This window comes from Actinocorallia sp. API 0066 (assembly GCF_020991275.1).
Lineage (GTDB): Bacteria > Actinomycetota > Actinomycetes > Streptosporangiales > Streptosporangiaceae > Actinocorallia.
In genome coordinates, this window is sequence record NZ_JAJLQY010000009.1 from 231,335 (window position 1) to 256,744 (window position 25,410).

The following is a 25,410-nucleotide window of genomic DNA, read 5'->3' on the forward strand; positions in this document are numbered from 1 at the left end:
GGGGGTATGTGAGGTGGAACAGGTCCCGGACGTTAGTCCAGGCGTTGCAACCATGTAAAGAGTCTTGCAGCAAGATTTCAGAAAGTCGTTGCAAGGCTTGCGACGCTGCCCGGTGATCCACCCGTCGCGACGACCGGATTCGGCCATCCTTCTTACCTCTCCGGAAACACCAAAAAGACCCGTCCCGGAGGAGACGGGTCCTGCTTGCTCGGGGGTTAGAGAGAGGCGTCGATGGCGGCGGGGGCCAGCACGTGGTCGAGGATCATCGTGGCGCAGCCGAGGAGGCCCGCGTCGTCGCCGAGCATGCTGGGCTCGACGCGCAGGCGGCGCGTCGCCATCGCGGCGGCGCGCTGGTAGACGCTCTCGCGCACGCCCGCGATGAGGTTCTTGCCGGAGAGGTCGCCGCCGAGCACCACGATCGCGGGGTTGAGGATGTTGACGGCGGCCGCGACGACGTCGCCGATCCGGCGGCCCGCCTCGCGCAGCACCGCGACCGCCTCAAGGTCGCCCGCGCGGGCCAGCGCGGCCAGCTCCGGAAGGTCCCGGGCACGGCCGCCGAGCTGGGCGAGCAGCGCCGCGCCGCCCGCCACCGTCTCCACACAGCCGACCGTGCCGCAGCCGCACAGCAGCCCGTCGGGGACGGGGATGTGGCCGATCTCCCCGGCGCCGCCGTAAGCGCCGCGCTGGAGGCGGCCGCCGGAGATCACCCCGGCGCCGATCCCGGTGGACGCCTTCACGAACAGCAGGTCCGCGACGTCGTTGCGGACCCGGTGCTCGCCCAGCGCCATGACGTTCACGTCGTTGTCGATGTGCACCGGCACCGGGAACACGTCGCGGACGGCCTTGACGATCCGCTCGTCCTCGTGGGCCGGGCCCGGCAGGGCGATGCCGACCCCTCGGACGGGCCCCGGATCCATCGCCTTCCACAGGTCGATGGCCGTCTCGATGCCCGCGCCGACGTGCACGGGCTCCTTGCGCAGGATGGTTCCGGACAGGTCGCAGACGGCGAGGTGGCCGTGCGTGTGGCCGAGTGAGGCCACCAGGACGGTGCCGCCCGAGCCGTGGAACTCCAGCCGTCCGGCGGGCCTGCCGCCGCTGGACACGCCGGGCAGCTCGACGACGAGCCCCGCCTCGATCAGGTCGGTGACCCGCTGCCCGATGACGGGCCGGGACAGGCCGGTCAGCCGCGCGAGCTCGGCGCGGGTGCGCACCGACTCCTCGCGGATGAGCCGGAGGACCTCCCCGCTCGTGGCCGCCGCTGCTCGAGACATGCCCTCAAGTCAACCACGATCGCCCGGCCGTGTTGAAAAAGATGACCGGTGACTTTTGTCATCTTCTCTACAGAAGTTCCGATGCTTTCCTTGCTAAGGTACTCCCGAGGTTCACGGATCTCGCCCGCCGATCCCGGCGATCCCGCGCCACTCTGTAACGGAGATCTCACCCATGGCAGCCGTCCACCCGGTCATCGACCGTGTCACCGCACGCGTCGCCGAGCGCAGCGCCGCCTCCCGCGCCGCCTACCTCGCGCGCGTGGCGGCGGCGCGGGCCGAGGGCCCGGTCCGGGGCGCGCTGGCGTGCGGGAACCTCGCGCACGGGTTCGCCGCCTGCTCCCCGGAGGAGAAGGAGGCGCTGCGAGCCACCGTCCGGCCCAACGTGGCGATCGTGACGTCCTACAACGACATGCTCTCCGCCCACCAGCCCTTCCGGACCTACCCCGAGCACCTGAAGAAGGCGATCCTGCTCGCGGGCGGCGTCGCGCAGGTCGCGGGCGGCGTCCCGGCCATGTGCGACGGCGTCACCCAGGGCCGCGCGGGCATGGAACTGTCCCTGTTCAGCCGCGACGTGGTGGCGATGTCCGCGGCCATCGCGCTCGCCCACGACATGTTCGACGCGGCGCTGATGCTCGGCGTCTGCGACAAGATCGTGCCGGGGCTCGTCATCGGCGCCCTCTCCTTCGGCCACCTGCCGACGCTGCTCGTGCCCGCCGGGCCGATGCACTCAGGGCTGCCGAACGCCGAGAAGGGCCGCATCCGCAAGCTGTACGCCGTCGGCGAGGTCGGCCGCGACGAGCTGCTCGACGCCGAGGCCGCGTCCTACCACTCACCCGGCACCTGCACCTTCTACGGCACCGCCAACAGCAACCAGATGCTCATGGAGGTCATGGGCCTGCACCTGCCCGGAGCCAGCTTCGTCGCGCCGAACACGCCGCTGCGCGCCGCGCTGACCGCCGAGGCGGGCCGCCGCGCGGTGTCCGGCGAGGTCCCGATGGTCGCCGAGGTGCTGGACGAGCGCGCGTTCGTCAACGGCGTGGTGGCGCTGCTGGCCACCGGCGGGTCCACCAACCACACACTGCACCTGCCCGCGATGGCCGCCGCCGCCGGGATCGAGCTGACCTGGGACGACTTCGCGGAGCTGTCCACGGTCACCCCGCTGCTCACCCGGATCTACCCGAACGGCGGCGCCGACGTGAACCACTTCCACGCGGCCGGAGGCACCGGGTTCCTCATCCGCGAACTGCTCTCGGCGGGACTCCTGCACGGGGACGTCAAGACCGTCGCGGGTGACGGCCTGGGCGGGTACACCCGGATCCCGTCCCTGGACGGCGAAGGCAGGCTCCGGTGGGAGGACGCGCCCGAGGCGTCCGGAGACGACTCCGTGCTGCGTCCCGCGTCCCGTCCCTTCTCCGCCGACGGCGGCCTCCGCATGGTCGAGGGCAACGTCGGACGCGGTGTCGTCAAGGTGTCGGCGGTCGCGCCCGAACACCGCGTGGTGGAGGCGCCCGCGCGGGTGTTCACCACCCAGGAGCAGGTCCTTGACGCGTTCAAGGCGGGCGAGCTGAACCGGGACGTCGTCATCGTGCTCCGCTACCAGGGCCCGAAGGCGACCGGGATGCCCGAACTACACAAGCTGACCCCGCCCATGTCCGTCCTCCAGGACAAGGGCCACAAGGTGGCGTTCGTGACCGACGGCAGGATGTCGGGCGCCTCCGGCGCCGTCCCGGCCGCCATCCACATGACGCCCGAGGCGGCCGCCGGAGGCCCGATCGCGCGGGTCCGCGACGGCGACCTCGTGCGCTTCGACGCCGACAGCGGCAAGCTGGAGATCCTCGCCGACCTCGCCGCGCGCGACCCCGAGGGCGCCGCCCCGACCGCCGCCGAGTGGTCGGGCACCGGCCGCGACCTGTTCGGCGCGTTCCGGGCCGCCGTCGGCCCCGCCGAGAGGGGCGCGTCGGTCTTCTAGAGACTTCCTCGCGGGCCCGGCTCCGATGCGGAGGGGCTGACGGGACGGGCCCGCGAGGAGAACCACTCCCTCAAGGGGCGGGTGCGGCGGAGGGGCCGCTCCCCACCGGGGGGATCCGCGAGGCCGGGCTCGGCGGAGGGGCCCTGCCCGGCCTCGCGGAGGACACCCACGTTCAGCCAAGGAGAGACACCGATGCGCGCCGAAGACCTCATGCACCTCGCCCCGGTGATCCCGGTGGTGGTCCTGGAGGACGCCGACAGCGCCGTGCCCCTGGCGCGCGCGCTCGTCGCGGGCGGCCTGCCCGTCATCGAGGTCACCCTGCGCACCGAGGCGGGCCTGGAGTCGATCCGCCGCATCGCCGACGAGGTCGAGGGTGCCGTCGTGGGGGCGGGCACCGTCACGGGGCCGCAGCACGTCAAGGACTCCATCGCCGCGGGCGCGGAGTTCCTCGTCAGCCCCGGCTGCACCGACATCCTGCGCGCCGCGATGACCTACAGCGGCGTGCCGTTCCTGCCGGGCGTCGCCACCGCCAGTGAGGCGATGTCCCTGCTGGAGCAGGGCGTCACCGCGATGAAGTTCTTCCCGGCGGTGCCCGCCGGAGGCATCCCCTACCTCAAGTCGCTCTACGGGCCGCTGCCGCAGATCACCTTCTGCCCGACCGGCGGCATCACCCTGCAGACCGCGCCGGACTTCCTCGCCCAGCCCAACATCGGCTGTGTCGGCGGCACCTGGTTGACCCCCGCCGACGCCGTCGCGTCCGGCGACTGGGCGCGCGTCGAGAAGCTCGCCGCCGAGGCGGCCGCCCTGCGCGTCTGAGGCTCACACGCCTCCCGTCGCGCTGGCGGACAGGCGTGTGCGGGGACCCCGCCGGACGTTCGACACCGTCCGGCTTTCCGGGTCCCGTCGTGGCGTCCCGCTCCGGGTGGGGGAGCGGGACGCCGCACTCTTTCCCCGCCCGGCTAGTCGCCCGAGCCGGGGACGAGGGCGGACAGGCGTTTGGGGGCGACGAGGCGGTAGCTGTCCTGGAGGAGTTCGGCTATCTCCGTCCAGTCCTGGGGGACGTCCAGGCGCGCGCCCACCCAGCCCTTGGGGCCGACGTAGGGCGGCACGAAGAACCGCTCGGGATCCTCGCCGACGAGGGCCTGTTGGACGCCCTGGGCCGCCTTGAACGTCATGCTCAGGCCGTCCTCGGACGTCATGGTGAAGATCTTGTTCCGGACCCGGAACGTCGGCGCGGTGTGGCCGCCGAACGGCTTCTCCTCCGCCTCCGGCAGGGCCAGGCAGATCGCCCGGACCCTGCCGATCGCGTCCTCGTCGTTCGCTGTTTCCTTCGCCGCTGTTTCCTTGGCCGCTGTTTCCTTCGCCACCGTGGTTCTCCCTCCGTCAGGGGACCATCCTCTCCCGGCCCTCTGACGTTTTCCGGCGCGCGTTGCTCAGCCCCGGTGGCCGCCGTGCCCGCAGCCGCTCCGGCCGCGCAGGATCCGGACGGCGAGGAAGATCAGGCCGCCGATGATCAGCACCCGGCCCGCGATCGCGGCGGCCGCCCAGCCGCCCGCGAAGAACAGGAGCGGGAAGCCGACGAGCAGGAACAGCCACAGCGCGAAGGCCGGCCGGTTCGGCCCGCGCCCGCGCTCACGCGGCCGGTAGCCGGGGGCCTGAGGCACGACGGCCTCCCACGGGTGCGGCCCCGGCAGGTCGTCCAGGACGCCCGCGAGGTCGGCCTGGGTCTTGGCGGCCAGCGCGCGGGTGATCCTGTCGTCGAGTTCCTCGGGCTCCAGGCGGCCTTCGGCGTAGTGGTTCTGCAGCGCCTCGGCGACGGCGTTGCGCTCGGCGTCCCCGATGCGCAGGTGCGCGGCGTTCGGCGCGGACGGCTGGCGGCCCTGGAACGCCGTGTTCATCGCGGCCTGGCTCGCCAGGAGGGCCGCCTTGCGCGCCTCGTGCGCGAGCCGGTGGGCGTTGTGGCGGTCATGGCGGGACATCAGTCCTCCCCGTCGGAGTCGGTGGCGAGGATGCCGTACAGGCGGCGGCGCGTGTCGTTGATGAGGTGGCGCGCCTCGGCGACCTGCGCGGGCGACCCGGCCTGGACGACCTGGAGCAGCGCCTTGCCGAGCTGTGCCGTCTCGGCGAAGACGGCGCCGTAGTCGCCGCCCGGCCGCTCGCTGGACGGCGGCCTGTCCTCCCAGGGCGCCTCGGGCGGGTTCTCGGTGACGTACTCGCGGCCCTCGTCGGTGAGCGCGTAGGTCTTGCGGCCGCCGTCCTCGTCGCTGCGGATGAGGCCCTCGTCGGCGAGCTGCTGTAGGGCGGGGTAGACGGCGCCGGGCGAGGGCTTCCAGGAGCCTTCGGTGCGCTCGGCGACGTCCTGGATGATCTGGTAGCCGTTGCGCGGCCCCTCGGTGAGGAGGACGAGGATCGCGGCGCGCACGTCGCCGCGCTTGGCCTTGGGCGGGGGTGGGCCGAACGGGAAGCCCGGGGGCGGCCCCCAGGACTTGCTCTGCGGGGTGGCCCCCCAGCCGAAGATGAAGTCGGCGGCGGGGCTCCAGCCGTGGCGTCGACCGTGCATACGACGTCCCTTCGGGTCGGTGTTCTCGATATACCTGACGATATATCTAGAACGCTCGCGACAGATCTCCCGTTCCCGTGCTGGCCGGATGCGGCCACGGCTTGGGCTACCCATAGGTAACTTGATGTCAAGACAAATCGTGGATAGCTTGACGTCGAGAGAAAAAGTGACAGAAGTTAGGCCGACCTGAGTTCGGGCGCGCTTCCGGACTAGGGCAGGATTCAAGGGGGAGGATCCGACGCACCGCGCAGCGAAGCCAGGCAGCGAGCCGGTGTCGCCTCCTCAGCGCCCTGGTGGATCGAGGTAAGGCGCGCCTCGGAGAGCCGGCCATCTTGGTCGCAGTTGCCTTACGTAGGAGGAGACGGAAAGTGTCCGCGAACAGCTTCGGCAGCAAGAGCGAGCTGCGGGTAGGCGAGAAGACCTACGAGATTTACCGGCTGGACGCGGTCGAGGGCTCGGCCCGCCTTCCGTACAGCCTCAAGGTCCTCCTGGAGAACCTGCTGCGCACGGAGGACGGCGCGAACATCACCGCCGACCACATCCGCGCGCTGGGCGGCTGGGACCCGAGCGCCCAGCCCGACACCGAGATCCAGTTCACCCCCGCCCGCGTGATCATGCAGGACTTCACCGGCGTGCCCTGTGTGGTGGACCTCGCCACCATGCGCGAGGCCGTGCGCGACCTCGGCGGCGACCCGTCGAAGATCAACCCGCTGGCCCCCGCCGAGATGGTCATCGACCACTCGGTCATCGTGGACAACTACGCGACCTCGCGCGCGTTCGACCTGAACGTCGCCGTCGAGTACGAGCGCAACAACGAGCGCTACCAGTTCCTGCGCTGGGGCCAGACCGCCTTCGACGAGTTCAAGGTGGTGCCGCCCGGCACCGGCATCGTGCACCAGGTGAACATCGAGCACCTGGCCCGCGTCGTGTTCGACCGGGGTGGCGTCGCCTACCCCGACACCTGCGTCGGCACCGACTCGCACACCACGATGGAGAACGGCATCGGCGTCCTGGGCTGGGGCGTCGGCGGCATCGAGGCCGAGGCCGCGATGCTCGGCCAGCCGATCTCGATGCTCATCCCGCGCGTCGTCGGCTTCAAGCTGACCGGCGAGCTGCCCTCCGGCACCACCGCCACCGACCTCGTGCTCACCATCACCGAGATGCTGCGCAAGCACGGCGTCGTCGGCAAGTTCGTCGAGTTCTACGGCGCGGGCGTCGCCGCGCTGCCGCTGGCCAACCGCGCCACCATCGGCAACATGAGCCCCGAGTTCGGCTCCACCTGCGCGATCTTCCCGATCGACGGCGAGACGCTGAAGTACCTGCGCCTCACCGGCCGCTCCGAGGAGCAGGTCGCCCTGGTCGAGGCGTACGCCAAGGAGCAGGGCCTGTGGCTCGACCCCGAGGCCCAGCCGGACTTCTCCGAGCACCTCGAACTCGACCTCGCCACCGTCGTCCCGTCCATCGCCGGGCCGAAGCGCCCGCAGGACCGCATCGAGGTCTCCGGCGCCAAGGACGCCTGGCGCCGTGACGTCCTCAACTACGTCAAGGACGACATCGACGAGGCGGGCATCGAGTCCTTCCCGGCCTCCGACTCCCCGGCCGTCGGCGGCAACGCCAGGCCGCACAAGAAGGTCCAGGTCGCCCTGGCGGACGGCACGTCCTTCGAGATCGACCACGGCGTGGTGACGGTCGCCGCCATCACCTCCTGCACCAACACCTCCAACCCGTACGTCATGATCGGCGCGGGCCTGCTGGCCAAGAAGGCGGTCGAGAAGGGCCTCACCCGCAAGCCGTGGGTGAAGACCTCGATGGCGCCCGGCTCCCAGGTCGTCACCGGCTACTACGAGCGCGCGGGCCTCACCCCGTACCTCGACAAGATCGGCTACAACCTGGTCGGCTACGGCTGCACCACCTGCATCGGCAACACCGGCCCGCTGGAGCCGGAGATCTCCAAGGCGATCAACGACAACGACCTCGCCGTCACCGCCGTGCTGTCCGGCAACCGCAACTTCGAGGGCCGCATCAGCCCCGACGTGAAGATGAACTACCTCGCGTCGCCGCCGCTGGTCATCGCCTACGCGCTCGCGGGCACGATGGACATCGACATCCTCAACGACCCGATCGCCGAGGGCACCGACGGCCCGGTCTACCTCAAGGACATCTGGCCGACTCCGGCCGAGGTCGCCGAGGTCGTGGAGAGCTCCATCTCCCAGGACCTCTTCGTCAAGGACTACGCCGACGTCTTCGCGGGCGACGCGCGCTGGCAGGGCCTCGACATCCCCACCGGCAACACCTTCGAGTGGGACGAGGCGTCCACCTACGTCCGCAAGGCGCCCTACTTCGACGGCATGCCCGAGAACCCCGCGCCGGTCTCGGACATCACCGGCGCCCGCGTCCTGGCCAAGCTGGGCGACTCGGTCACCACCGACCACATCTCGCCCGCCGGCAACATCAAGGTCGGCACGCCCGCCGCGCAGTACCTCCAGGCCAACGGCGTCGCGGTCAAGGACTTCAACTCCTACGGTTCGCGCCGCGGCAACCACGAGGTGATGATCCGCGGCACCTTCGCCAACATCCGGCTGCGCAACCAGCTGCTGGACGGCGTCGAGGGCGGCTACACCCGCGACTTCACCCAGGAGGGCGCCCCGCAGTCGTTCATCTACGACGCGTCCGCCAACTACGTCGCCGCGGGCGTCCCGCTCGTCGTCCTGGCGGGCAAGGAGTACGGCTCCGGCTCGTCCCGCGACTGGGCCGCCAAGGGCACCGCGCTGCTGGGCGTGAAGGCCGTCATCGCCGAGTCCTACGAGCGCATCCACCGCTCGAACCTCATCGGCATGGGCGTCATCCCGCTCCAGTTCCCCGAGGGCCAGAGCGCCGAGTCCCTGGGCCTGACCGGCACCGAGACCTTCGAGATCCTCGGCGTCGAGAAGCTCAACGAGGGCGTCACGCCCAAGACCGTCAAGGTGAAGGCCGACGGCAAGGAGTTCGACGCGGTCGTCCGCATCGACACCCCCGGCGAGGCCGACTACTACCGCCACGGCGGCATCATGCAGTACGTCCTGCGCAGCCTCATCGCGCGTTAGAGCCGAGCACGGCACAGGCACGGGGGAGCCGCCGTCCGGACGTCCGGGCGGCGGCTCACCGCTTGTCAAGGGGGCGTGAGGTCTGGTGTCAGTGCGGTGGGGGACACCGGGTTTTTCCTTGGCCGTAGGGCTTGATTAACTCCGGGGAATCCTCATAATCCGGCTTAAGCCGGATTCGTCGCGGCCCGCGGTCGAGTAAAGATGAGTGTCAGACGACGCCCATGGGAGGGAACCGCATGCAGGCGATCAGCGTGAAGCAGCCGTACGCGTGGGCCGTCGCGAGAGGCCATCGACGGCTGTCGAACCAGGACGAGCCCACGCCCTACCGTGGAACGGTCCTGATCCACGCCGCGATGCGCGTCGACCTCGACTCCCGGGCGCTGCCGCAGGTGCTCGCCGCCGGCTGGGACCCGGCCGACCCGCTGTCCACGCTGGGCGCGGTCATCGCCGTCGCGACCGTCACCGACGTGTGCGAGGCGGGCGTCTCAGGGCCGTGCGCGTGCGGGCCGTGGGCCAAGCGCGGTGACCACCACTGGCTGCTCGACGACATCCGGCCGCTGCGGCGGCCGATCGTCGCGGTCGGCTACCAGGGCGGCCTGTGGACGGCTCAGCCGTCCCTGGTGGCCGAGGTGAGGTCCATGCTCCCGGAACCGCCGCAGTCCCGGGAGCGGCTGCTCATCCCCTGACAGGGGCGCTCACCAGGCGATGGCGGGCGGCAGCAGGCGCTCGTCGGCCTGCTTCCACGCCAGCGGCTCGCCCAGCGGCACGAGCTGCTCCATCTGCTCCAGGAACCACGGCGAGGCCAGCGGGTCCGCCCTGAGCTCCTTGACGCCCGCCCAGTCGCGCCACTGGGTGTCCTCGACCTCGTCCGGGTCGCGGCGCGGCTCGGCGTCCACCGTGGCGCGCACCACCGGGCACCATTCGTGCTCGACGACGCCGTTCATCTCGGCCCGGTAGGTGAACTCCGGCAGGACCAGAGTTATGTCACTGACGGTAAGTCCGAGCTCACTTTTCACGCGGCGCGAGACGGCCTCGCGCAGGCCCTCTCCGGGGGCGGGGTGGCCGCACGCGGAGTTCGTCCACACCGACGGGAAACTGGCCTTGTGGTGGGCCCGCTGGCTGATCAGGACCCTGCCGGAGGCGTCGACGAGGTAGGAGGAGAAGGCCAGATGGAACGGAGTGTTTTGATGGTGACTCTCCGCTTTCGGTGCTGTTCCTATGGCATGTCCTGCTTCGTCCAGAAGTACTATCTTCTCGCCCATATGAAACTTCTACTCCTTGCTCTCCGTGTTCGGCGAAGCGGGATTAAACTCTGGGCAACCATAAGCCGCAGGGGCCCGCCACCGGGAGGCGTTCGGATCGCCGAAAGTCATCAGGGGCCTCGGTTCGCAGAGGAGATGACCCAGCTTGAGCCTGCTTGAGTCGATCAACGGCCCGGACGACCTGAAACGTCTGGACGCCGCTCGCCTCCCCGAACTGCACGCGGAGATCCGGGAGTTCCTCGTCGAGGCCATCTCGAAGACGGGCGGACACCTCGGCCCCAACCTCGGCGTCGTCGAACTGACCGTCGCCCTGCACCGCGTCTTCGACTCGCCCCGTGACCGGATCCTCTTCGACACCGGACACCAGGCGTACGTCCACAAACTCCTCACCGGCCGTAAGGACTTCGACCGCCTCCGGCAGCGGGGCGGCGTGTCAGGGTACCCCTGTCAGGCCGAGTCGGAGCACGACGTCATCGAGAACTCGCACGCCTCCACCGCGCTGTCCTACGCCGACGGCCTGGCCAAGGCGTTCGAGGTGCGCGGCGAGACCGACCGCCACGCGGTCGCGGTCGTCGGCGACGGCGCGCTCACCGGCGGCATGTGCTGGGAGGCCCTCAACAACATCGCGGGCGCCGACCGGCCCGTGATCATCGTCGTCAACGACAACGGCCGCTCCTACTCGCCCACGATCGGCGGCCTCGCCAGCCACCTGGCCGAGCTGCGCGTCACCCAGGGCTACGAGAAGGCCCTGGACCTGGTGAAGAAGACCGTCCCCAGGGTGCCCGTGGCCGGCGAGCTGGCCTACGAGGCGCTGCACGGCATCAAGAAGGGCCTGAAGGACATCCTTCAGCCCCAGGCGATGTTCGAGGACCTCGGCCTCAAGTACGTCGGCCCCATCGACGGCCACGACGAGCAGGCCGTCGAGCGGGCGCTGCGCAAGGCCCGCGACTTCGGCGAGCCGGTCATCGTGCACGTCATCACCCGCAAGGGCGAGGGCTACCGCCCGGCCCTGGAGAACGTCGAGGACCACATGCACGGCGCCGGGTCCTTCGACGTGGAGACGGGCAAGTCCGCGCCCTCGTCCACGCCCGGGTGGACGAAGGTGTTCGCGCGCGAGATGGTCGAGATCGGCGCCGAGCGCCCGGACGTCGTCGCGATCACCGCGGCGATGCTGCACCCCGTCGGCCTCGCCCCGTTCGCCGACGCCCACCCCGACCGCATCTACGACGTCGGCATCGCCGAGCAGCACGCCGCGACCTCGGCCGCGGGCCTGGCGCTGGGCGGGCTGCACCCGGTGGTGGCGATCTACGCCACGTTCCTGAACCGCGCCTTCGACCAGGTGCTCATGGACGTCGCCCTGCACAAGCAGGCCGTCACCTTCGTGCTGGACCGCGCGGGCGTCACCGGCGACGACGGCGCCTCGCACAACGGCATGTGGGACCTGTCGATCCTCCAGCTGGTGCCCGGCATGCACATCGCCGTCCCGCGCGACGGCACCCGCCTGCGCGAGCTGCTGCGGGCCTGCCTGGACATCCACGACGCGCCCTCGGCCATCCGCTTCCCCAAGGGCCCGGTCTTCGCCGACCTGCCCGCCGTCGGCACCCTCGGTTCGATGGACGTGCTCGCGGAGGGCGCCGAAAAGGACGTCCTCGTCGTCGCGGCGGGTTCCATGGCCGCCGTCGGCGTCGACGTGGCCGAGCGCCTCGCGTCCTCCGGCATCGCCGCGACGGTGGTGGACCCCAGGTTCGTCAAGCCGCTCGACCCGGCGCTGGCCGCGGCCGCCGCCGACTACCGGCTCGTCGTGGTGATCGAGGACAACGGCCGCACCGGCGCGGTCGGCGACGCGGTCGCCCGGCTGCTGCGCGACACCGGCGTGGACGTCCCCATCCGCACGTTCGGCATCCCGCAGGAGTTCCTGGACCACGCCAAGCGCGCCGAGATCCTCTCCGAGATCGGCCTCACCGCGCCGGACCTCGCCAAGGAGATCACGGACGCCTACGCGAAGGTGACGGAGAAGCGGACGCTGCGTTCGCGCGTCGCGGGGCGCTGACTTGTTACGGTTCGTGTTCAGGTAAGCGCGAACCGTGATGAGGGGTGCCGGTGGCCACGAGCTTGTTCCGGACGAAGTCCGTCGAGCAGTCCGTCCGAGAGACGCGGGAGCCGGGGCACCGGCTCCGCCGCGATCTGTCGGCGCTCGACCTCGTCGTCTTCGGCGTCGGCGTGATCATCGGCACCGGCATCTTTGTGCTCACCGGCAGGGTCGCCAGGGAGTACGCGGGGCCCGCGGTCGCGATCTCCTTCGCGATCGCCGGGCTCGTGTGCGCCCTGGCGGCGCTCTGCTACGCCGAGTTCGCCTCGACCGTGCCGGTCGCCGGGTCCGCTTACACGTTCTCCTACGCCACCCTGGGCGAACTGCCCGCCTGGATCATCGGCTGGGACCTCATCCTGGAGATGGCCCTGGGCGCCGCCGTCGTCGCCGTCGGCTGGTCGGGGTACTTCAGCTCGCTGCTGTCCACGCTCGGGCTCGACCTGCCGTCGACGTTCGCGGGCGAGGACGCCAGGTTCAACCTGCCCGCGGTGCTCATCGTCGCGCTCGTCACCGCGGTGCTCGTCGCCGGGATCAAGGTGTCCTCGCGGATCAACGGCATCATGGTGCTCGTCAAGGTCGCGGTGGTGCTGCTCGTCATCATCGCGGGCGCCTTCTCGGTCAAGCTCGCGAACTACACGCCGTTCATCCCGCCCGCCGTCCCCACCGAGCAGGTCGAGGGGATCAGGGCGCCGCTGCTCCAGCTCATCTTCGGCATCACGCCCGTCTCGTTCGGCTGGCTCGGCGTGTTCAGCGCCGTCGCGATCGTCTTCTTCGCCTTCATCGGCTTCGACGTCGTCGCGACCACCGCCGAGGAGGCGCACCGGCCGCAGCGCGACCTGCCCATCGGCATCCTCGGCTCGCTCGGCGTCTGCACGCTGCTGTACGTGCTCGTGTCGCTCGTGGTGGTCGGGATGCAGCACTACACCGACCTCAGCGAGTCCGCGCCGCTCGCCGACGCGTTCCGGGCCGTCGGGCAGCCGTTCTTCGCCGGGCTCATCTCGATCGGCGCGATCTTCGGGCTCACCACCGTGGTGCTGATCCTGCTGCTCGGGCAGAGCCGTGTGTTCTTCGCGATGAGCCGGGACCGGCTGCTGCCCGGCTGGCTCTCCGAGGTGCACCCCCGGTTCGGCACGCCCGCCCGCTCGACGATCTTCATGGGCGTGATCGTGGCGCTGCTCGCCGGGTTCATCCCGCTCTCGGCGCTCGCCGAACTGGTGAACATCGGGACGCTCTTCGCGTTCGTCCTCGTCTCGGCCGGGGTCATCGTGCTGCGCAGGACACGGCCGGATCTGCCCCGCTCGTTCCGCGCCCCGCTGGTGCCGCTGCTGCCGATCCTTTCGATCCTCGCCTGTATTTTCGTCATGCTGAACCTGCCCGCTGAGACGTGGATCCGATTTGTTGCCTGGATGCTGCTCGGGGCCGTCATCTACGCGTTCTACGGGCGGCGGCACAGCCGGTTGGCGCGATCCAATGAACCGAACGGTCGTTCAGTGATCTAGCTCACATGGTCGGATGTGAGAAGTCGCATGCAGAATGCCCGGTGTGACCGACTTTGAGGTGACTGACTTTTCTGTCGCGGTCGTCGGCGCCGGTCCCGCCGGCCTCTACGCCGCCGAGGCCCTGGCCAAGGGCGGCGTGCGGGTCGACGTGTTCGACCGGCTGCCCACCCCCTACGGGCTCGTGCGCTACGGCGTCGCCCCCGACCACAAGTCGATCAAGTCCATCGCGCGGTACCTCCAGCGCGTCCTCGAACACCCGGCCGTGCGGTTCTTCGGCTGTGTGGAGCTCGGCACCGACGTCACCCGCGCGGAACTCCTCGCCTGCTACGACGCCGTCCTCTACAGCACCGGCGCCATGGTGGACCGCCGCCTCGACGTCCCCGGCGAGGACCTGCCGGGCTCGGTGGCCGCCACCGACTTCGTCAACTGGTACTGCGGCCACCCCGACGCCGCCGACCACGACTTCGACCTGTCCGTCGAGGAGGTCGCCGTCATCGGCGTCGGGAACGTCGCGGTGGACGTCGCCCGGATCCTCGCCAAGACCGCCGACGAGCTCGCGCAGACCGACATCCCCGTCGCGGTGCTCGACGCGCTGTCGCGCAGCCGGGTCCGGCGCGTCCACCTCGTCGGACGGCGCGGGCCCGCGCAGGCCAAGTTCACCACCAAGGAGGCCCGTGAGCTCGGAGAGCTCCCCGGCGTCTCGGTGCATGTCCGGCCCGCGGACCTGGAGCTGGACCCGGCCAGCGCCGAACTGGAGGCCGGGGACAGGCACGTGCGCGGCAACCTGGCGGCCATGCGCGCCTGGACCGGGCCGCCGGACCCCGCCCGCGACCGCCGCATCGACCTGCGGTTCTGGCGGGCGCCCGTGGAGATCCTCGGGTCGGCGCGGGTCGAGGGGCTGCGGCTGGAGCGCACCGCGCTCGTCGACGGCAGGGTGCGCGGCACCGGCGAGTACGAGGAGCTGCCCGTCGGCATGGTCGTGCGCTCGGTCGGCTACCGCAGCCTCCCCCTGGACGGCGTCCCCTTCGACGAGCGCGCCTCGGTCATCGTGCACGAGAAGGGCAGGATCGCGGACGGCGAGTACACGGCCGGGTGGATCAAGCGCGGCCCGTCGGGCGTGGTGGGCACCAACAAGTCCGACGCGGCCGAGACCGTCGGGGTGCTGCTCTCCGAACTGGGGGGTCGACCGCGGCCCGTCGCGGACATAGAGTCCGTCCTGGCATCAAAAGGAGTCGAATTCGTCACCTATCGGGGCTGGTTGGGTCTGGACGCGGCAGAGATGGCACTGGCAAAGTCTCTGTCACGCGGAGAAAGGGTCAAGTTGGGCACTTGGGACGCGATGCGTGCCGCCTGCCCACCCCGCTGACCAAACGGCGACGCGCTGGACTATCGGGGCACAACTGAACAAAACGCCTTTGACAGGTCGAATCAACCGGTAGGTCGCACCAACGGGAAGTGGTGAAGTATGTCCCTCCTGGACACCAGGTTTCCCGCCATGACGGGCGGACCCCGACTGTGGGGCTTTCCCCCGCCCCAGCAGGTCCCGCAGCTGCGCTGGCTCGGCGCCGACTACTCCGCACTCCTCGTCCGCGACCTGGAACAGGGCCTGCTCAGGCAGGATCCCGGCACCCACGTCATCGCCGTGAAGTGCGAGGGCGAGCCCCGGCTCATCACCGTCGGAGTCGACGCGGCGGGCTACATCCGCGCGCACGACGCGGCGTTCCCGCTGGAGATCCTGCTGTCCGACGGCGGCGGACGCTCCTGGCGGCTGCGCGGCCGCTGGACGTACGCCGGGCGCGATCTCGGCACGGTCCACGCACGGGTCTCCCATTATTGGGAGCTGTTCACGGCGGATCGGGTCTGATATAAGCGATAGTTCGGTCAGCAAGCGAAGTTCGTTCCTTGGATGTCGGCCGTGTTACCGAGGCATCTTTCGGTAAACGACCTACCAACTGGGCGCTTCCTGCGGTTCCCCATTACTTAGCCTGAAACGGTCACCGTTTGACGGAGTGGGGGATTTCGTGGACGCTGCGCAGCTCGCCCGACTGCACGAGGTGCGGCCTTTCCCGGCCGTCTCCATCATCATGCCGACGCACCGCGCCCGGCCGGAGCGGCAGCAGGACCGGATCCGGCTGAAGGTGCTGCTGGACGAGGCACGCCAGCGGCTCACCGAGTACGAACTCGACCACGGCGTCGCCGACGAGGTGATGCGCACCCTGGAGAAGGCCGCCGAACAGGTCGACTTCGAGCGTCCCGCCGACGCGCTCGTGCTGTTCGCCGCCTACGGCGGCGAGAACCACGCGTTCGTGCTGCCGGGCGTCAGCGTCAGCGAACGGGTCATCATCGACGACACGTTCGCCACCCGCGACCTGCTCGCCATGCTGGAACGCACCTGGAAGTACTACGTCCTCGTCGTCTCCGAGGAGCCGACCCGGCTGCTCGCGGGCGAGGGCGAGCGGGTGACCGAGGTGACGAACGCGCTGTTCCCGCTCACCCTCGACGGCACCGTCCCGGAGACCGAGGGCGGCCCGACCCCGCTCAACCGGGTGCGGGACCGCATCCAGGAGGACCGGCGGCAGCAGTTCGTCCGGCAGATCGAGACCAACCTGGGCGAGCTGCTGAAACGCGACGCGCGGCCCGTCATCGCCGTCGGCGTCAACCGGTCGCTGGTGTACCTGCGCGAGTACTCCGCCAACGGCACGCTGAAAGAGGCGCTCATCGGCACCGTCGAGGGCGCCTACGAGAAGGCCACGCCGCCCGAGATCGCCCGGCTCGTCGCGCCCGTGCTGCGCGAGGAGAACGCGCGGATCCGCGAGGAGGCGCTCGCCGAGATCGACGAGGCCAAGTCACGCAAGCGCTTCGCGGGCGGCCTTGAGGAGTGCTGGGAGCTCGCCCACCAGGGGCGGATCGCGCACCTCCTCGTGGAGGACACCTACTTCGCCCCCTCCCGCACGCACGAGGGACGGCTCCAGGTGCTCTCCGAAGGCGGCGCGATCGAGGCGGGCGTCCCGCCCATCCCCGAGGTCGAACTCGGCCACAACCAGGAGGCGACGGACGAGGCGTTCCGCGGCAGGTTCGTCAACGACGCGGTGGACGACCTCATCGAGGCGGTGCTGCGCGCCGACGGCCGCGCCTCGTTCGTCCCCGACGGCTCGCTCGCCGACTACCACCGGGTCGCCGCCACCCTGCGCTACTGACCGCGCGCCACCACCCCACCGGCGCCGGGCAGCGGCAGCGGTGGGGTGGTGCCCTCCGGGCGGCGGCGGGTCGAGTCGCCGGTCGCCCGGAGGGGGATCGGGGCGCGGGGTAACGCGCCGCTGGACGGGGGCGGGGCGGCGTCCAGGGCGGCCAGCTCCGCCTCGGTGAACAGGCGGGAGCGGAGCAGGAAGCGGACGCCCTCGGGCGCCTCCACCGAAAAGCCGCTTCCCCGGCCGGGCACCACGTCCACCGTCAGGTGCGTGTGGCTCCAGTAGGCGTACTGGGCGGCGCTGATCCAGAACGGGACGCCGTCGCCGACCTCGCCGAGCAGCAGATCGGCGGCGCCCACCTGGAACTCGCCGCGCGGGTAGCACATCGGGGAGCTGCCGTCGCAGCAGCCGCCCGACTGGTGGAACATCAGCGGCCCGTGCCGCTCGGCCAGCCGCCGCAGCCAGGCCGCCGCCTCGGCGGTGACCGTGACCCGCTCGACCATCACACCTCCCTCCCGCGCGGCTCCGGACGTCCCTCAGAAGAACCCGAGGCGCTGCGGGGCGTAGCTGACCAGCAGGTTCTTGGTCTGCTGGTAGTGGTCGAGCATCTTCCGGTGGTTCTCCCGCCCGATCCCGGACTGCTTGTACCCGCCGAACGCGGCGTGCGCCGGGTAGGCGTGGTAGCAGTTCGTCCAGACACGGCCCGCCTTGATGGCGCGGCCCAGCCGGTAGGCCGCCGACCCGTCGCGCGTCCACACGCCCGCGCCCAGCCCGTACAGCGTGTCGTTGGCGATCGACAGCGCCTCCTCGGTGGAGTCGAACGTCGTCACCGACACCACGGGGCCGAAGATCTCCTCCTGGAAGATCCGCATGTCGTTGGTGCCCCGGAACACCGTCGGCTCGACGTAGAAGCCGCCCTCCAGACCCTCGACCGTGCGCGGGCCGCCGCCCGCCAGCACCTCGGCGCCCTCGGCGCGGCCGATGTCCAGGTAGGACAGGATCTTCTCGTACTGGTCGTTGCTGGCCTGCGCGCCGACCATCGTCGCCGGGTCCAGCGGATCACCCGTGACGATCGCGCGGGTCCGCTCCAGCGCGCGCTCCATGAACGCGTCGTAGATCGAGCTGTGCACGAGCGCCCGCGACGGGCAGGTGCACACCTCGCCCTGGTTCAGCGCGAACATCACGAACCCCTCGATCGCCTTGTCGAGGAAGTCGTCGTCGGCGGCCATCACGTCCGGCAGGAAGATGTTCGGGCTCTTGCCGCCCAGCTCCAGCGTCACCGGGATGATGTTCTGCGCCGCGTACTGCATGATGAGGCGGCCCGTCGTGGTCTCGCCGGTGAACGCGACCTTCGCCACCCGTGGGCTGGACGCCAGCGGCTTGCCCGCCTCCACCCCGAACCCGTTGACGACGTTGACGACGCCGGGCGGCAGCAGGTCGGCGACCAGCTCCATCAGCAGCAGGATCGTCACCGGGGTCTGCTCGGCGGGCTTGAGCACCACGCAGTTGCCCGCCGCAAGCGCGGGCGCCAGCTTCCAGGTGGCCATGAGCAGCGGGAAGTTCCACGGGATGATCTGGCCGACCACGCCCAGCGGCTCCTGGAAGTGGTAGGCGACGGTGTCGTCGTCGAGCTGGCTGATGCCGCCCTCCTGGGCGCGGATCACCCCGGCGAAGTACCGGAAGTGGTCCACCGCGAGCGGGAGGTCGGCGGCCAGCGTCTCCCGGACCGGCTTGCCGTTCTCCCACGCCTCGGCCACCGCGAGGTACTCCAGGTTCTCCTCGATCCGGTCGGCGATCCGGTGCAGGACCAGCGCCCGCTCCGCGACGGAGGCGCGGCCCCAGGACTCGGCGGCGGCGTGCGCGGCGTCCAGCGCCGCCTCCACGTCGGCGGCCGTCGAGCGGGCGACCCTGGTGAACACCTGGCCGTCCACCGGGCTGGGGTTCTCGAAGTACCTGCCCTCGACGGGCGGCACCCACTTGCCCCCGATGAAGTTGTCGTACTGCGGCTCGAACCGGACGATCGCCCCGTCCCGACCGGGGTGCGCGTAAGCCATGACGCCCTCCTCGACATCTGTGACGCCGCTCACTGTGCCGGGCCCGCGTTGGCGAAACGTTGGCGCCGCGCCGAGCCCCCGTCAGCGGGCGGCGCGGGCGCGCGAGACGGCGACGGCGTGGCGCGGGTCGGCGGGCGGCAGGAGCGCGATGGCGTGCTCGTGCACGGCGAGGTCGTCGAGGTGGTGGACGCCGTAGGCCAGGGCCGGTTCCGGCCGGGGACACGCCAGCACGGCCTCGCGCAGCGCCACCTCGATGTGCTCGCGCCACGTCAGGACGCCCGGCGCCTCGGAGAACGGCAGCAGCGGGCCGCCGTAGGCGCCCAGGGCCTCATCCAGACGTCCGGCGTCCAGGTGGGCGAGCACCTCGGCCGCGTCACACGACAGCCTCCCGGTGAGCGCGTAGGCGCGGGTGGACAGCGCGCCCGTGAGCGCCCGCCGCAGATGCGACACCTCCGCCCGCAACGTCACCGCGCTCACCCTGCGCTCGCCGTACAGGGCGTCATGCAGCCGCTCCGGAGGCACCGCCCTGCCCTCCAGCGCGAGCAGCGCCAGGATCTCCACCTGGCGCGGCCGCAGCGGCACCGGCGCGCCGTCGCGCAGCAGCCGCGCCCCGCCCAGGCAGCGCAGCCGCCACCCGCCGGACGCCCCGCCGATCCTGCCCTCGATCGCCGCGACCAGGCCCCGGACCGTCGGCAGGCCGAGTGGATGCGACCTGTCCCACGTGGTGGAGATGTCCAGCACGCCCAGCACCGACCCGTCCGGGCCGTGGATCGGCGCGCAGTAGCAGACCCAGCCGTGCAGCGCCTCCACCAGGTGCTCGGCCGAGAACACCGAGCTGGGCGCGCCCGTCTTCAGCGCGAGCGCCAGCGCGTTCGTGCCCATCGACGCCTCGTCCCACCGGCCGCCCTGCGCGAAGTTCACCGCGCCCGCGCGGCGGCTCATCACGGTGCCGCCGCACGTCCACAGGATCGTGCACCGCTCGTCGGTGACCGCCGCCACGAACCCCGCGTCCTCGGCCACCGCGCGCAGCTCGCCCGCCACCGCCTCCACCGGCGCGCGCAGCGGCGAGCGCGCCCAGTCCGCGGACGCGCTCAGCGGCGCGCTGCCCGTGCCCGGATCAACGGCCCCGATCGACCGCCGCCACGACGCGCTGATCTCCGACCGCACCCCCGGCGCCGTCCTGCCCGCCAACCACAACGCCCACTGACGGCGCAGCGCCTCGCGCCGCGCCCGCAGAATCTCGTCCATAAGGCTCGCCTTCGAACCCCGGCCGGGCGCTCCGGACGCCCCGGCTCGCCCTCATGAAAACACGGACGGACGGGCCGTGGACACGGTCTGTCGAGATCTGTGGACAACCGGTGGCGCCTCAGCGGTGCAGCGCCGTCTCCCAGGGGTTGGACTCCGACCAGGGGAGCGCCACGAGGTCGAGCGAGACGACCGGGCCCGGCGGCTCGGGCACCGTGCCCTCGATCTTGAACGCGGCGGTGCCGCCCGCGGGCAGGCCCTGCACAAAGCTCATGTCGCCGCTGATGAGGGTGCCCCTGCCGTCCCGGAACAGCGCGACGAGCGCGACCTCCTCGACCGGCACCGGGTAGGGGTTGCGGATCTCGCCTGTCACCTCACAGGCACCTTCCGGTAGCTCCATCGAGACGTTCTCATAGCCGAACGGCGGGAAGTCCTCCGGCCGCGACGGTGTCGGATACCAGTCGGCGGGACGCGGCGTGATCTCCAGGGTGTGCGGCCTGCTCCCGGTGATCTCCAGCAGGCCCGCCCAGGCGATCCGCGCGCGCGGCGGCAGCGCCGTCAGCACCTGCTCCTCGGTGCCGATGACCTTGCCGTACTCGTCCCGCACGGTGATCTGCACCGTCGGCAGCTCACACCAGTACAGGGTGTTCGGGTTGTGCAGCACCGTCGCCCACCGGATCCAGTACTCGCCCGGCACCCACTCGCTCGCCTCCGACGTCCAGCCCGTCTCGGTGACGGCGAACTGGACCAGATGCCCCGGATCGGCCTCGGCCTCGGGTTCGGGCGCGCGGTGCAGCGGCGCGGGCCGCGCCGACCGGTCGACCGGCGTGACGGGCGCGACCGGTTCGTCCGGCGGCGGAGGCGGCAGCGGCGTGGTGCGTCCGGCGGGATCGCCGGGGATCTCGGGGTGCGCGAGCGGCTGGGCGGGCCACGGCGGCAGCGCCGTCCCGCCGGGCGGCGAGGGCGCGGCGCGCGGCGGGACGGGCGCCTGCGGGGCCTGTGGCGCCTGCGGGGCCGGGAGCCGGGGCTGAGGGCCCGTCAGCGGCTCCGCCGGCTCCGGATGCGACCCGTACGACATCGTGCCGCCCGCGGCCTCCACGGCGGGCGCCGGCGGCCGGGGACGCGGCGGGGGAGCCAGGACGAGCGGCTCGGTCGGGTTCGGCGGCCGGGCCGGACCCAGCGCCGGGGCGCCGGGCCGGATCGGCTGGGCCCGCCCCGGATCGAGCCCGAGCTGGCCGAGCGCCCACCGCACCGCCTGCTCCTCGGGCCCGTGGATCTCCAGCGACGGCGCGAGCCCCGGCCCCTCGGCGAACCTGAACTCGACGCCGTGCAGCTCCCACCCCTCACGGTGGGTCTCCTGCCGTCCCGTGACGCGCAGGCCGAGCCCTTCGAGGATGTCGCGGGCGGCGTCGAAGTCGCTCACCAGGACCTCGCGGACCGTCCGCTGCTCCCGCATGAGCGTGAGGACGTGCCTGTCGCCCTCGGAGTGCAGGCCCGCCCACGAGCCGTCCCGCCCGGCCAGGGCGATCCGCTGGATCAGCCTCCGCGGCCGGTGGCACCGCGCGCCGAGCCCGCGCAGCCGCTCCCGAGCGATCCCGGGGTCGAGATCGAAGTAGCGGACACCGAATCCCACGTCCTCCCCCAGAACTCTCGCGGCGGGCCCCTATCGTGTCGTATACGGACAACGCCATCAATATGCCGCGCCGCCCAGACCTCAACGACCGGCCCTCACCCCGTGGTTCCCGCACCCGGCCCCGCCCGAACGTGACGGCGCGGGCACACCGCCGACGCGGCGCCGGGACAACGAAAAGCGCCCCGCGTCTCACGACACGAGGCGCCTCCCGTTAGCCGGCTCGGTAACCCCCCAGTCCCGGGGCCGGCTGGTCCTGCGGAATACCCCTATCCCACCTGTGCAACGCCCGGAGCCAGGAAACGGTTCCCGTTCCGCACGGAAATTCCGGTCCGGTCCAGGTAGGGCGTGATGCCGCCGAGGTGGAACGGGTAGCCAGCACCGAGGATAAGGCACAGGTCGATGTCCTCGGGCGCGGCGACGACCCCTTCGTCCAGCATGAGACGAATCTCCTCCGCGAGACCGCGCAGCGCCTTGTCCAGCACCTGCTCCTCGGACGCCGGGTTGTCGCCGCCCGCGAAGATCGCGAGGGCCTCCGGGTCGAAGGTGAAGTCCGGAAGGTAGACGCTCTTCTTCCCGGACCTCACGAACTCGCGGAACTTCTCCGACACCGGGAACCGCTCCGGGAACGCCTCGTGCAGCGTCTCGTTGACGTGCAGGGCGATCGCCGGGCCGACCAGGCCCAGCAGCACGAACGGGCTCATCGGCAGGCCCAGCGGCTGCGCGGCGCGCTCGGCGGCCTCCACCGGGGTGCCCTGCTGCACCGAGTCGATGATCTCGGCGAGCAGGCGCAGCAGGATCCGGTTGACGACGAACGCGGGCGCGTCCTTCACCAGCACGCAGGACTTCTTGAGCTGCTTGCCGACCTGGAAGGCGGTGGCCAGCGTCACGTCGTCGGTCTTGTCGGCGCGCACGATCTCCAGCAGCGGCAGGACCGCGACCGGGTTGAAGAAGTGGAAGCCCACGACCCGCTCGGGGTGCTTGAGCTTCTCGGCCATCGCCGTCACCGAGAGGGACGAGGTGTTGGTGGCCAGCACGCACTCCGGCGAGACCACGGCCTCGACCTCGGCGAACACCTTCTGCTTGACCGACAGCTCCTCGAAGACGGCCTCGATCACGAGGTCGGCGTCGGCGAAGGCGTCCTTGGTGAGCGAGCCGGAGATCAGCCGCTTCAGGCGGGCCGCCTTGTCGGCGTTCACCCTGCCCTTGGCCTGGAGCTTGTCGACCTCGCCGTGCGCGTAGGCGACGCCCTTGTCCAGCCGGTCCTGGTCGAGGTCCGTCAGCACGACGGGCACGCTCAGGCGCTGGGCGAACAGCAGGGCGAGCTGCCCGGCCATCAGGCCCGCGCCGACGACGCCGACCTTGGTGACCTTGCGGGCCAGCGACTTGTCCGGCGCGCCCGCGGGCTTCTTGGCCCGCTTCTGCACCAGGTCGAACGCGTACAGGCCGGCCCGCAGCTCGTCGGACAGGATGAGGTCGGCGAGCGCCTCGTCCTCGGCCGCGAAGCCCTCGTCACGGGTGCGGGTGCGCGCCTCGCGGACGAGGTCCAGCGCCCGGACGTAAGCGGGGGCCGCGCCATGCAGCTTGCCCTCCAGGACGAACCCGGCCAGGTTGACCGCGTCCTCCCACGCCTTGCCCTTGTCCACCTCGGGCCGCTCGACCTTGACCTCGCCGGTCAGCACACGGGCCGTCCAGGTGAGGGACTCCTCGAGGAAGTCGGCGGCGTCGAAGATCGCGTCCGCGATGCCCAGGTCGAAGACCTGCTGGCCCTTGAGGATGCGGTTGTTGGCCAGCGGGTTCTCGATGATGACCTTGAGCGCCTTCTCCGCGCCGATGAGGTTCGGCAGGAGGTAGGTGCCGCCCCAGCCCGGCACGAGGCCGAGGAACGTCTCCGGGAGGGAGAACGCCGGGACGCCGCGCGAGACCGTGCGGTAGGCGGCGTGCAGGCCGGCCTCGACGCCGCCGCCCATGGCCGCGCCGTTGTAGTACGCGAAGGTCGGCACGTCCAGCTCGCCCAGACGGCGGAACACGGCGTGGCCCAGCTTGCCGATCTCCAGGGCGGCGTCGCGCTCCTTGATGAGCGGGATGCCCTTGAGGTCGGCGCCTACGGCGAAGATGAAGGGCTTGCCGGTGAGGCCGACGGCCACGATGTCGTCGCGGGAGGCGACGGAGTCGATGGCCTCGTTGAGCGCGGTCAGGCCGCCGGGGCCGAAGGTGTTCGGCTTGGTGTGGTCGAAGCCGTTGTCCAGCGTGATCAGGGCGAGCTTGCCCGCGCCGAACGGCAGGTCCACGTCACGGACGAGGGCGTTGGTGACGACCTCGTCGGCGAAGATTTCGGCGATGCTCACTTGGCACCCTCCCAGTTCACGTTCTCCCAGAGGACGGTGCCGCCCATGCCCATGCCGACGCACATCGTGGTGAGGCCGTAGCGGACCTCGGGGTGCTCCGCGAACTCACGCGAGAGCTGCGTCATCAGCCGGACGCCGGAGGAGGCGAGCGGGTGGCCGAGGGCGATCGCGCCGCCCCACGGGTTGACGCGCGGGTCGTCCTCGGCGATGCCGAAGTGGTCGAGGAACGCGAGCACCTGCACGGCGAACGCCTCGTTGATCTCGAACAGGCCGATGTCGTCGACCGTGATGCCGTTGCGGGCGAGCAGCTTCTCGGTGGCCGGGACCGGGCCGATGCCCATGACCTCGGGCTCCACCCCGGCGAAGGAGTAGTCCACGAGGCGCATCCGGCCCTTGAGGCCGAGTTCCTCAGCGACGTCCTCGGCGACGAGCAGGCACGCGGTGGCACCGTCGTTCAGGCCCGCGGCGTTGCCCGCGGTGACGTTGCCGGCGACGCGGAACGGCGTCTTCAGGCCGGCGAGGTCCTCCAGCTTGGTGCCGGGGCGCGGCGGCTCGTCGGCGGTGGCCAGGCCCCAGCCCTTGGTGGCGGAGCGGATGGCGGTCGGCACGAGGTCGGGCTGGATCTTGCCGTCGGCGTACGCGGCGGCGAGCTTGGCCTGGGAGCGGACGGCGTAGGCGTCGGCCCGCTCCTTGGTGATCTGGGGGAACCTGTCGTGGAGGTTCTCGGCGGTGAGGCCCATGACGAGCGCGGAGTCGTCGACGAGGCGGTCGGTCAGGAAGCGGGGGTTCGGGTCGACGCCCTCGCCCATCGGGTGGCGGCCCATGTGCTCGACGCCGCCCGCGATGACCACGTCGTAGGCGCCGAACGCGATACCGGACGCGGTGGTGGTGACGGCCGTCATGGCGCCCGCGCACATGCGGTCGATGGCGAAGCCGGGGACGGACTTGGGCAGCCCGGCCAGGACGGCGGCGGACCGGCCGATGGTCAGGCCCTGGTCTCCGGTCTGGGTGGTGGCGGCGATGGACACCTCGTCCACCTTCTCCGGCGGCAGTCCGGGGTTGCGCCGGATGAGCTCCCGGATGGCGCGCACGACCAGGTCGTCGGCGCGGGTCTCGGCGTAAAGGCCCTTGGGGCCTGCCTTGCCGAACGGCGTGCGTACGCCGTCGACGAACACGACATCACGTGCGGTGCGAGGCACGATCAGGTCTCCC

The 25,410-nt window shown here is 71.3% G+C and carries 19 protein-coding genes and 1 pseudogene; 9 read left to right on the forward strand and 11 right to left on the reverse strand.

All coding sequences use genetic code 11. The features are described 5' to 3' along the window. Positions 1-215: 215 nt before the first annotated feature. On the reverse strand, positions 216-1,271 hold the full coding sequence (locus LO762_RS22805; protein ID WP_230617896.1) for an ROK family transcriptional regulator: 1,056 nt from the start codon (positions 1,269-1,271) through the stop codon (positions 216-218). A 172-nt stretch (positions 1,272-1,443) separates the two neighbouring features. On the opposite strand from LO762_RS22805, the gene edd reads away from it, so the two are divergent. Continuing rightward, on the forward strand, positions 1,444-3,240 hold the full coding sequence (gene edd / locus LO762_RS22810) for a phosphogluconate dehydratase (protein ID WP_230617897.1): 1,797 nt from the start codon (positions 1,444-1,446) through the stop codon (positions 3,238-3,240). A 192-nt stretch (positions 3,241-3,432) separates the two neighbouring features. Next, positions 3,433-4,056, forward strand: a complete 624-nt coding sequence (gene eda, locus LO762_RS22815; RefSeq protein ID WP_230617898.1) for a bifunctional 4-hydroxy-2-oxoglutarate aldolase/2-dehydro-3-deoxy-phosphogluconate aldolase — start codon at positions 3,433-3,435, stop codon at positions 4,054-4,056. Positions 4,057-4,199: 143 nt separating this feature from the next. Here eda and LO762_RS22820 read toward each other — a convergent pair whose 3' ends face one another. The 3 genes from LO762_RS22820 to LO762_RS22830 form a co-directional block, all read right to left on the reverse strand. Continuing rightward, positions 4,200-4,607 carry an MmcQ/YjbR family DNA-binding protein gene (locus tag LO762_RS22820; protein WP_230617899.1) on the reverse strand — a complete coding sequence of 136 codons (408 nt, stop codon included), beginning with the start codon at positions 4,605-4,607 and terminating at the stop codon, positions 4,200-4,202. A gap of 66 nt (positions 4,608-4,673) precedes the next feature. Beyond that, entirely contained in the window at positions 4,674-5,219 is a 546-nt protein-coding gene (locus LO762_RS22825) for a DUF1707 domain-containing protein (protein ID WP_230617900.1), read from the reverse strand. Beyond that, the gene (locus LO762_RS22830; RefSeq protein ID WP_230617901.1) at positions 5,219-5,800 is read right to left on the reverse strand and encodes a PadR family transcriptional regulator; all 582 of its coding nucleotides are present in this window, start codon (positions 5,798-5,800) and stop codon (positions 5,219-5,221) included. The genes LO762_RS22825 and LO762_RS22830 overlap by 1 nt, the downstream gene beginning before the upstream one ends. 368 nt (positions 5,801-6,168) lie before the next feature. Here LO762_RS22830 and acnA point away from each other — a divergent pair, with 368 nt between their 5' ends. After that, positions 6,169-8,883, forward strand: coding sequence for an aconitate hydratase AcnA (gene acnA, locus LO762_RS22835; RefSeq protein WP_230617902.1), 2,715 nt, complete (start codon positions 6,169-6,171; stop codon positions 8,881-8,883). A gap of 236 nt (positions 8,884-9,119) precedes the next feature. Beyond that, the gene (locus LO762_RS22840; protein WP_230617903.1) at positions 9,120-9,569 is read left to right on the forward strand and encodes a hypothetical protein; all 450 of its coding nucleotides are present in this window, start codon (positions 9,120-9,122) and stop codon (positions 9,567-9,569) included. Positions 9,570-9,578: 9 nt separating this feature from the next. Here the strand turns inward: LO762_RS22840 and idi are convergent, their stop codons facing one another. Continuing rightward, positions 9,579-10,145: an isopentenyl-diphosphate Delta-isomerase gene (gene idi / locus LO762_RS22845; RefSeq protein WP_230617904.1), complete on the reverse strand. Its 567-nt coding sequence runs from the start codon at positions 10,143-10,145 to the stop codon at positions 9,579-9,581. 145 nt (positions 10,146-10,290) lie between these two features. On the opposite strand from idi, the gene dxs reads away from it, so the two are divergent. From dxs to LO762_RS22870, 5 genes are all read left to right on the forward strand, one after another. Next, positions 10,291-12,195, forward strand: coding sequence for a 1-deoxy-D-xylulose-5-phosphate synthase (gene dxs, locus LO762_RS22850; protein ID WP_230617905.1), 1,905 nt, complete (start codon positions 10,291-10,293; stop codon positions 12,193-12,195). Between the two features lie 44 nt (positions 12,196-12,239). Further along, positions 12,240-13,733, forward strand: a complete 1,494-nt coding sequence (locus tag LO762_RS22855) for an amino acid permease (protein ID WP_308104367.1) — start codon at positions 12,240-12,242, stop codon at positions 13,731-13,733. 43 nt (positions 13,734-13,776) lie between these two features. Then, positions 13,777-15,099 (forward strand): FAD-dependent oxidoreductase, encoded by a 1,323-nt coding sequence (locus LO762_RS22860; RefSeq protein WP_230617907.1) that lies wholly within the window; start codon positions 13,777-13,779, stop codon positions 15,097-15,099. A 129-nt stretch (positions 15,100-15,228) separates the two neighbouring features. Then, a complete protein-coding gene (locus LO762_RS22865; RefSeq protein WP_230617908.1) occupies positions 15,229-15,597 on the forward strand; it encodes a hypothetical protein in 369 nt (122 codons plus the stop codon). A gap of 157 nt (positions 15,598-15,754) precedes the next feature. After that, entirely contained in the window at positions 15,755-16,930 is a 1,176-nt protein-coding gene (locus LO762_RS22870; protein WP_230617909.1) for a hypothetical protein, read from the forward strand. Positions 16,931-17,070: 140 nt separating this feature from the next. Here the strand turns inward: LO762_RS22870 and LO762_RS22875 are convergent. From LO762_RS22875 to LO762_RS22900, 6 genes and pseudogenes are all read right to left on the reverse strand, one after another. Continuing rightward, positions 17,071-17,424: pseudogene (locus tag LO762_RS22875) on the reverse strand (DUF779 domain-containing protein); the annotation flags it as partial. Positions 17,425-17,457: 33 nt separating this feature from the next. Further along, positions 17,458-18,975, reverse strand: coding sequence for an aldehyde dehydrogenase family protein (locus tag LO762_RS22880; protein WP_230617910.1), 1,518 nt, complete (start codon positions 18,973-18,975; stop codon positions 17,458-17,460). Positions 18,976-19,056: 81 nt separating this feature from the next. Continuing rightward, positions 19,057-20,223 (reverse strand): helix-turn-helix domain-containing protein, encoded by a 1,167-nt coding sequence (locus LO762_RS22885; protein WP_230617911.1) that lies wholly within the window; start codon positions 20,221-20,223, stop codon positions 19,057-19,059. 118 nt (positions 20,224-20,341) lie between these two features. Next, complete coding sequence (locus tag LO762_RS22890) at positions 20,342-21,853, reverse strand: hypothetical protein (RefSeq protein WP_230617912.1); 1,512 nt, start codon at positions 21,851-21,853, stop codon at positions 20,342-20,344. A gap of 266 nt (positions 21,854-22,119) precedes the next feature. After that, positions 22,120-24,198 (reverse strand): 3-hydroxyacyl-CoA dehydrogenase NAD-binding domain-containing protein, encoded by a 2,079-nt coding sequence (locus LO762_RS22895; RefSeq protein ID WP_230617913.1) that lies wholly within the window; start codon positions 24,196-24,198, stop codon positions 22,120-22,122. After that, complete coding sequence (locus LO762_RS22900; RefSeq protein ID WP_230617914.1) at positions 24,195-25,397, reverse strand: thiolase family protein; 1,203 nt, start codon at positions 25,395-25,397, stop codon at positions 24,195-24,197. Before LO762_RS22900 ends, LO762_RS22895 begins: the two co-directional genes overlap by 4 nt. Positions 25,398-25,410 lie beyond the last annotated feature (13 nt).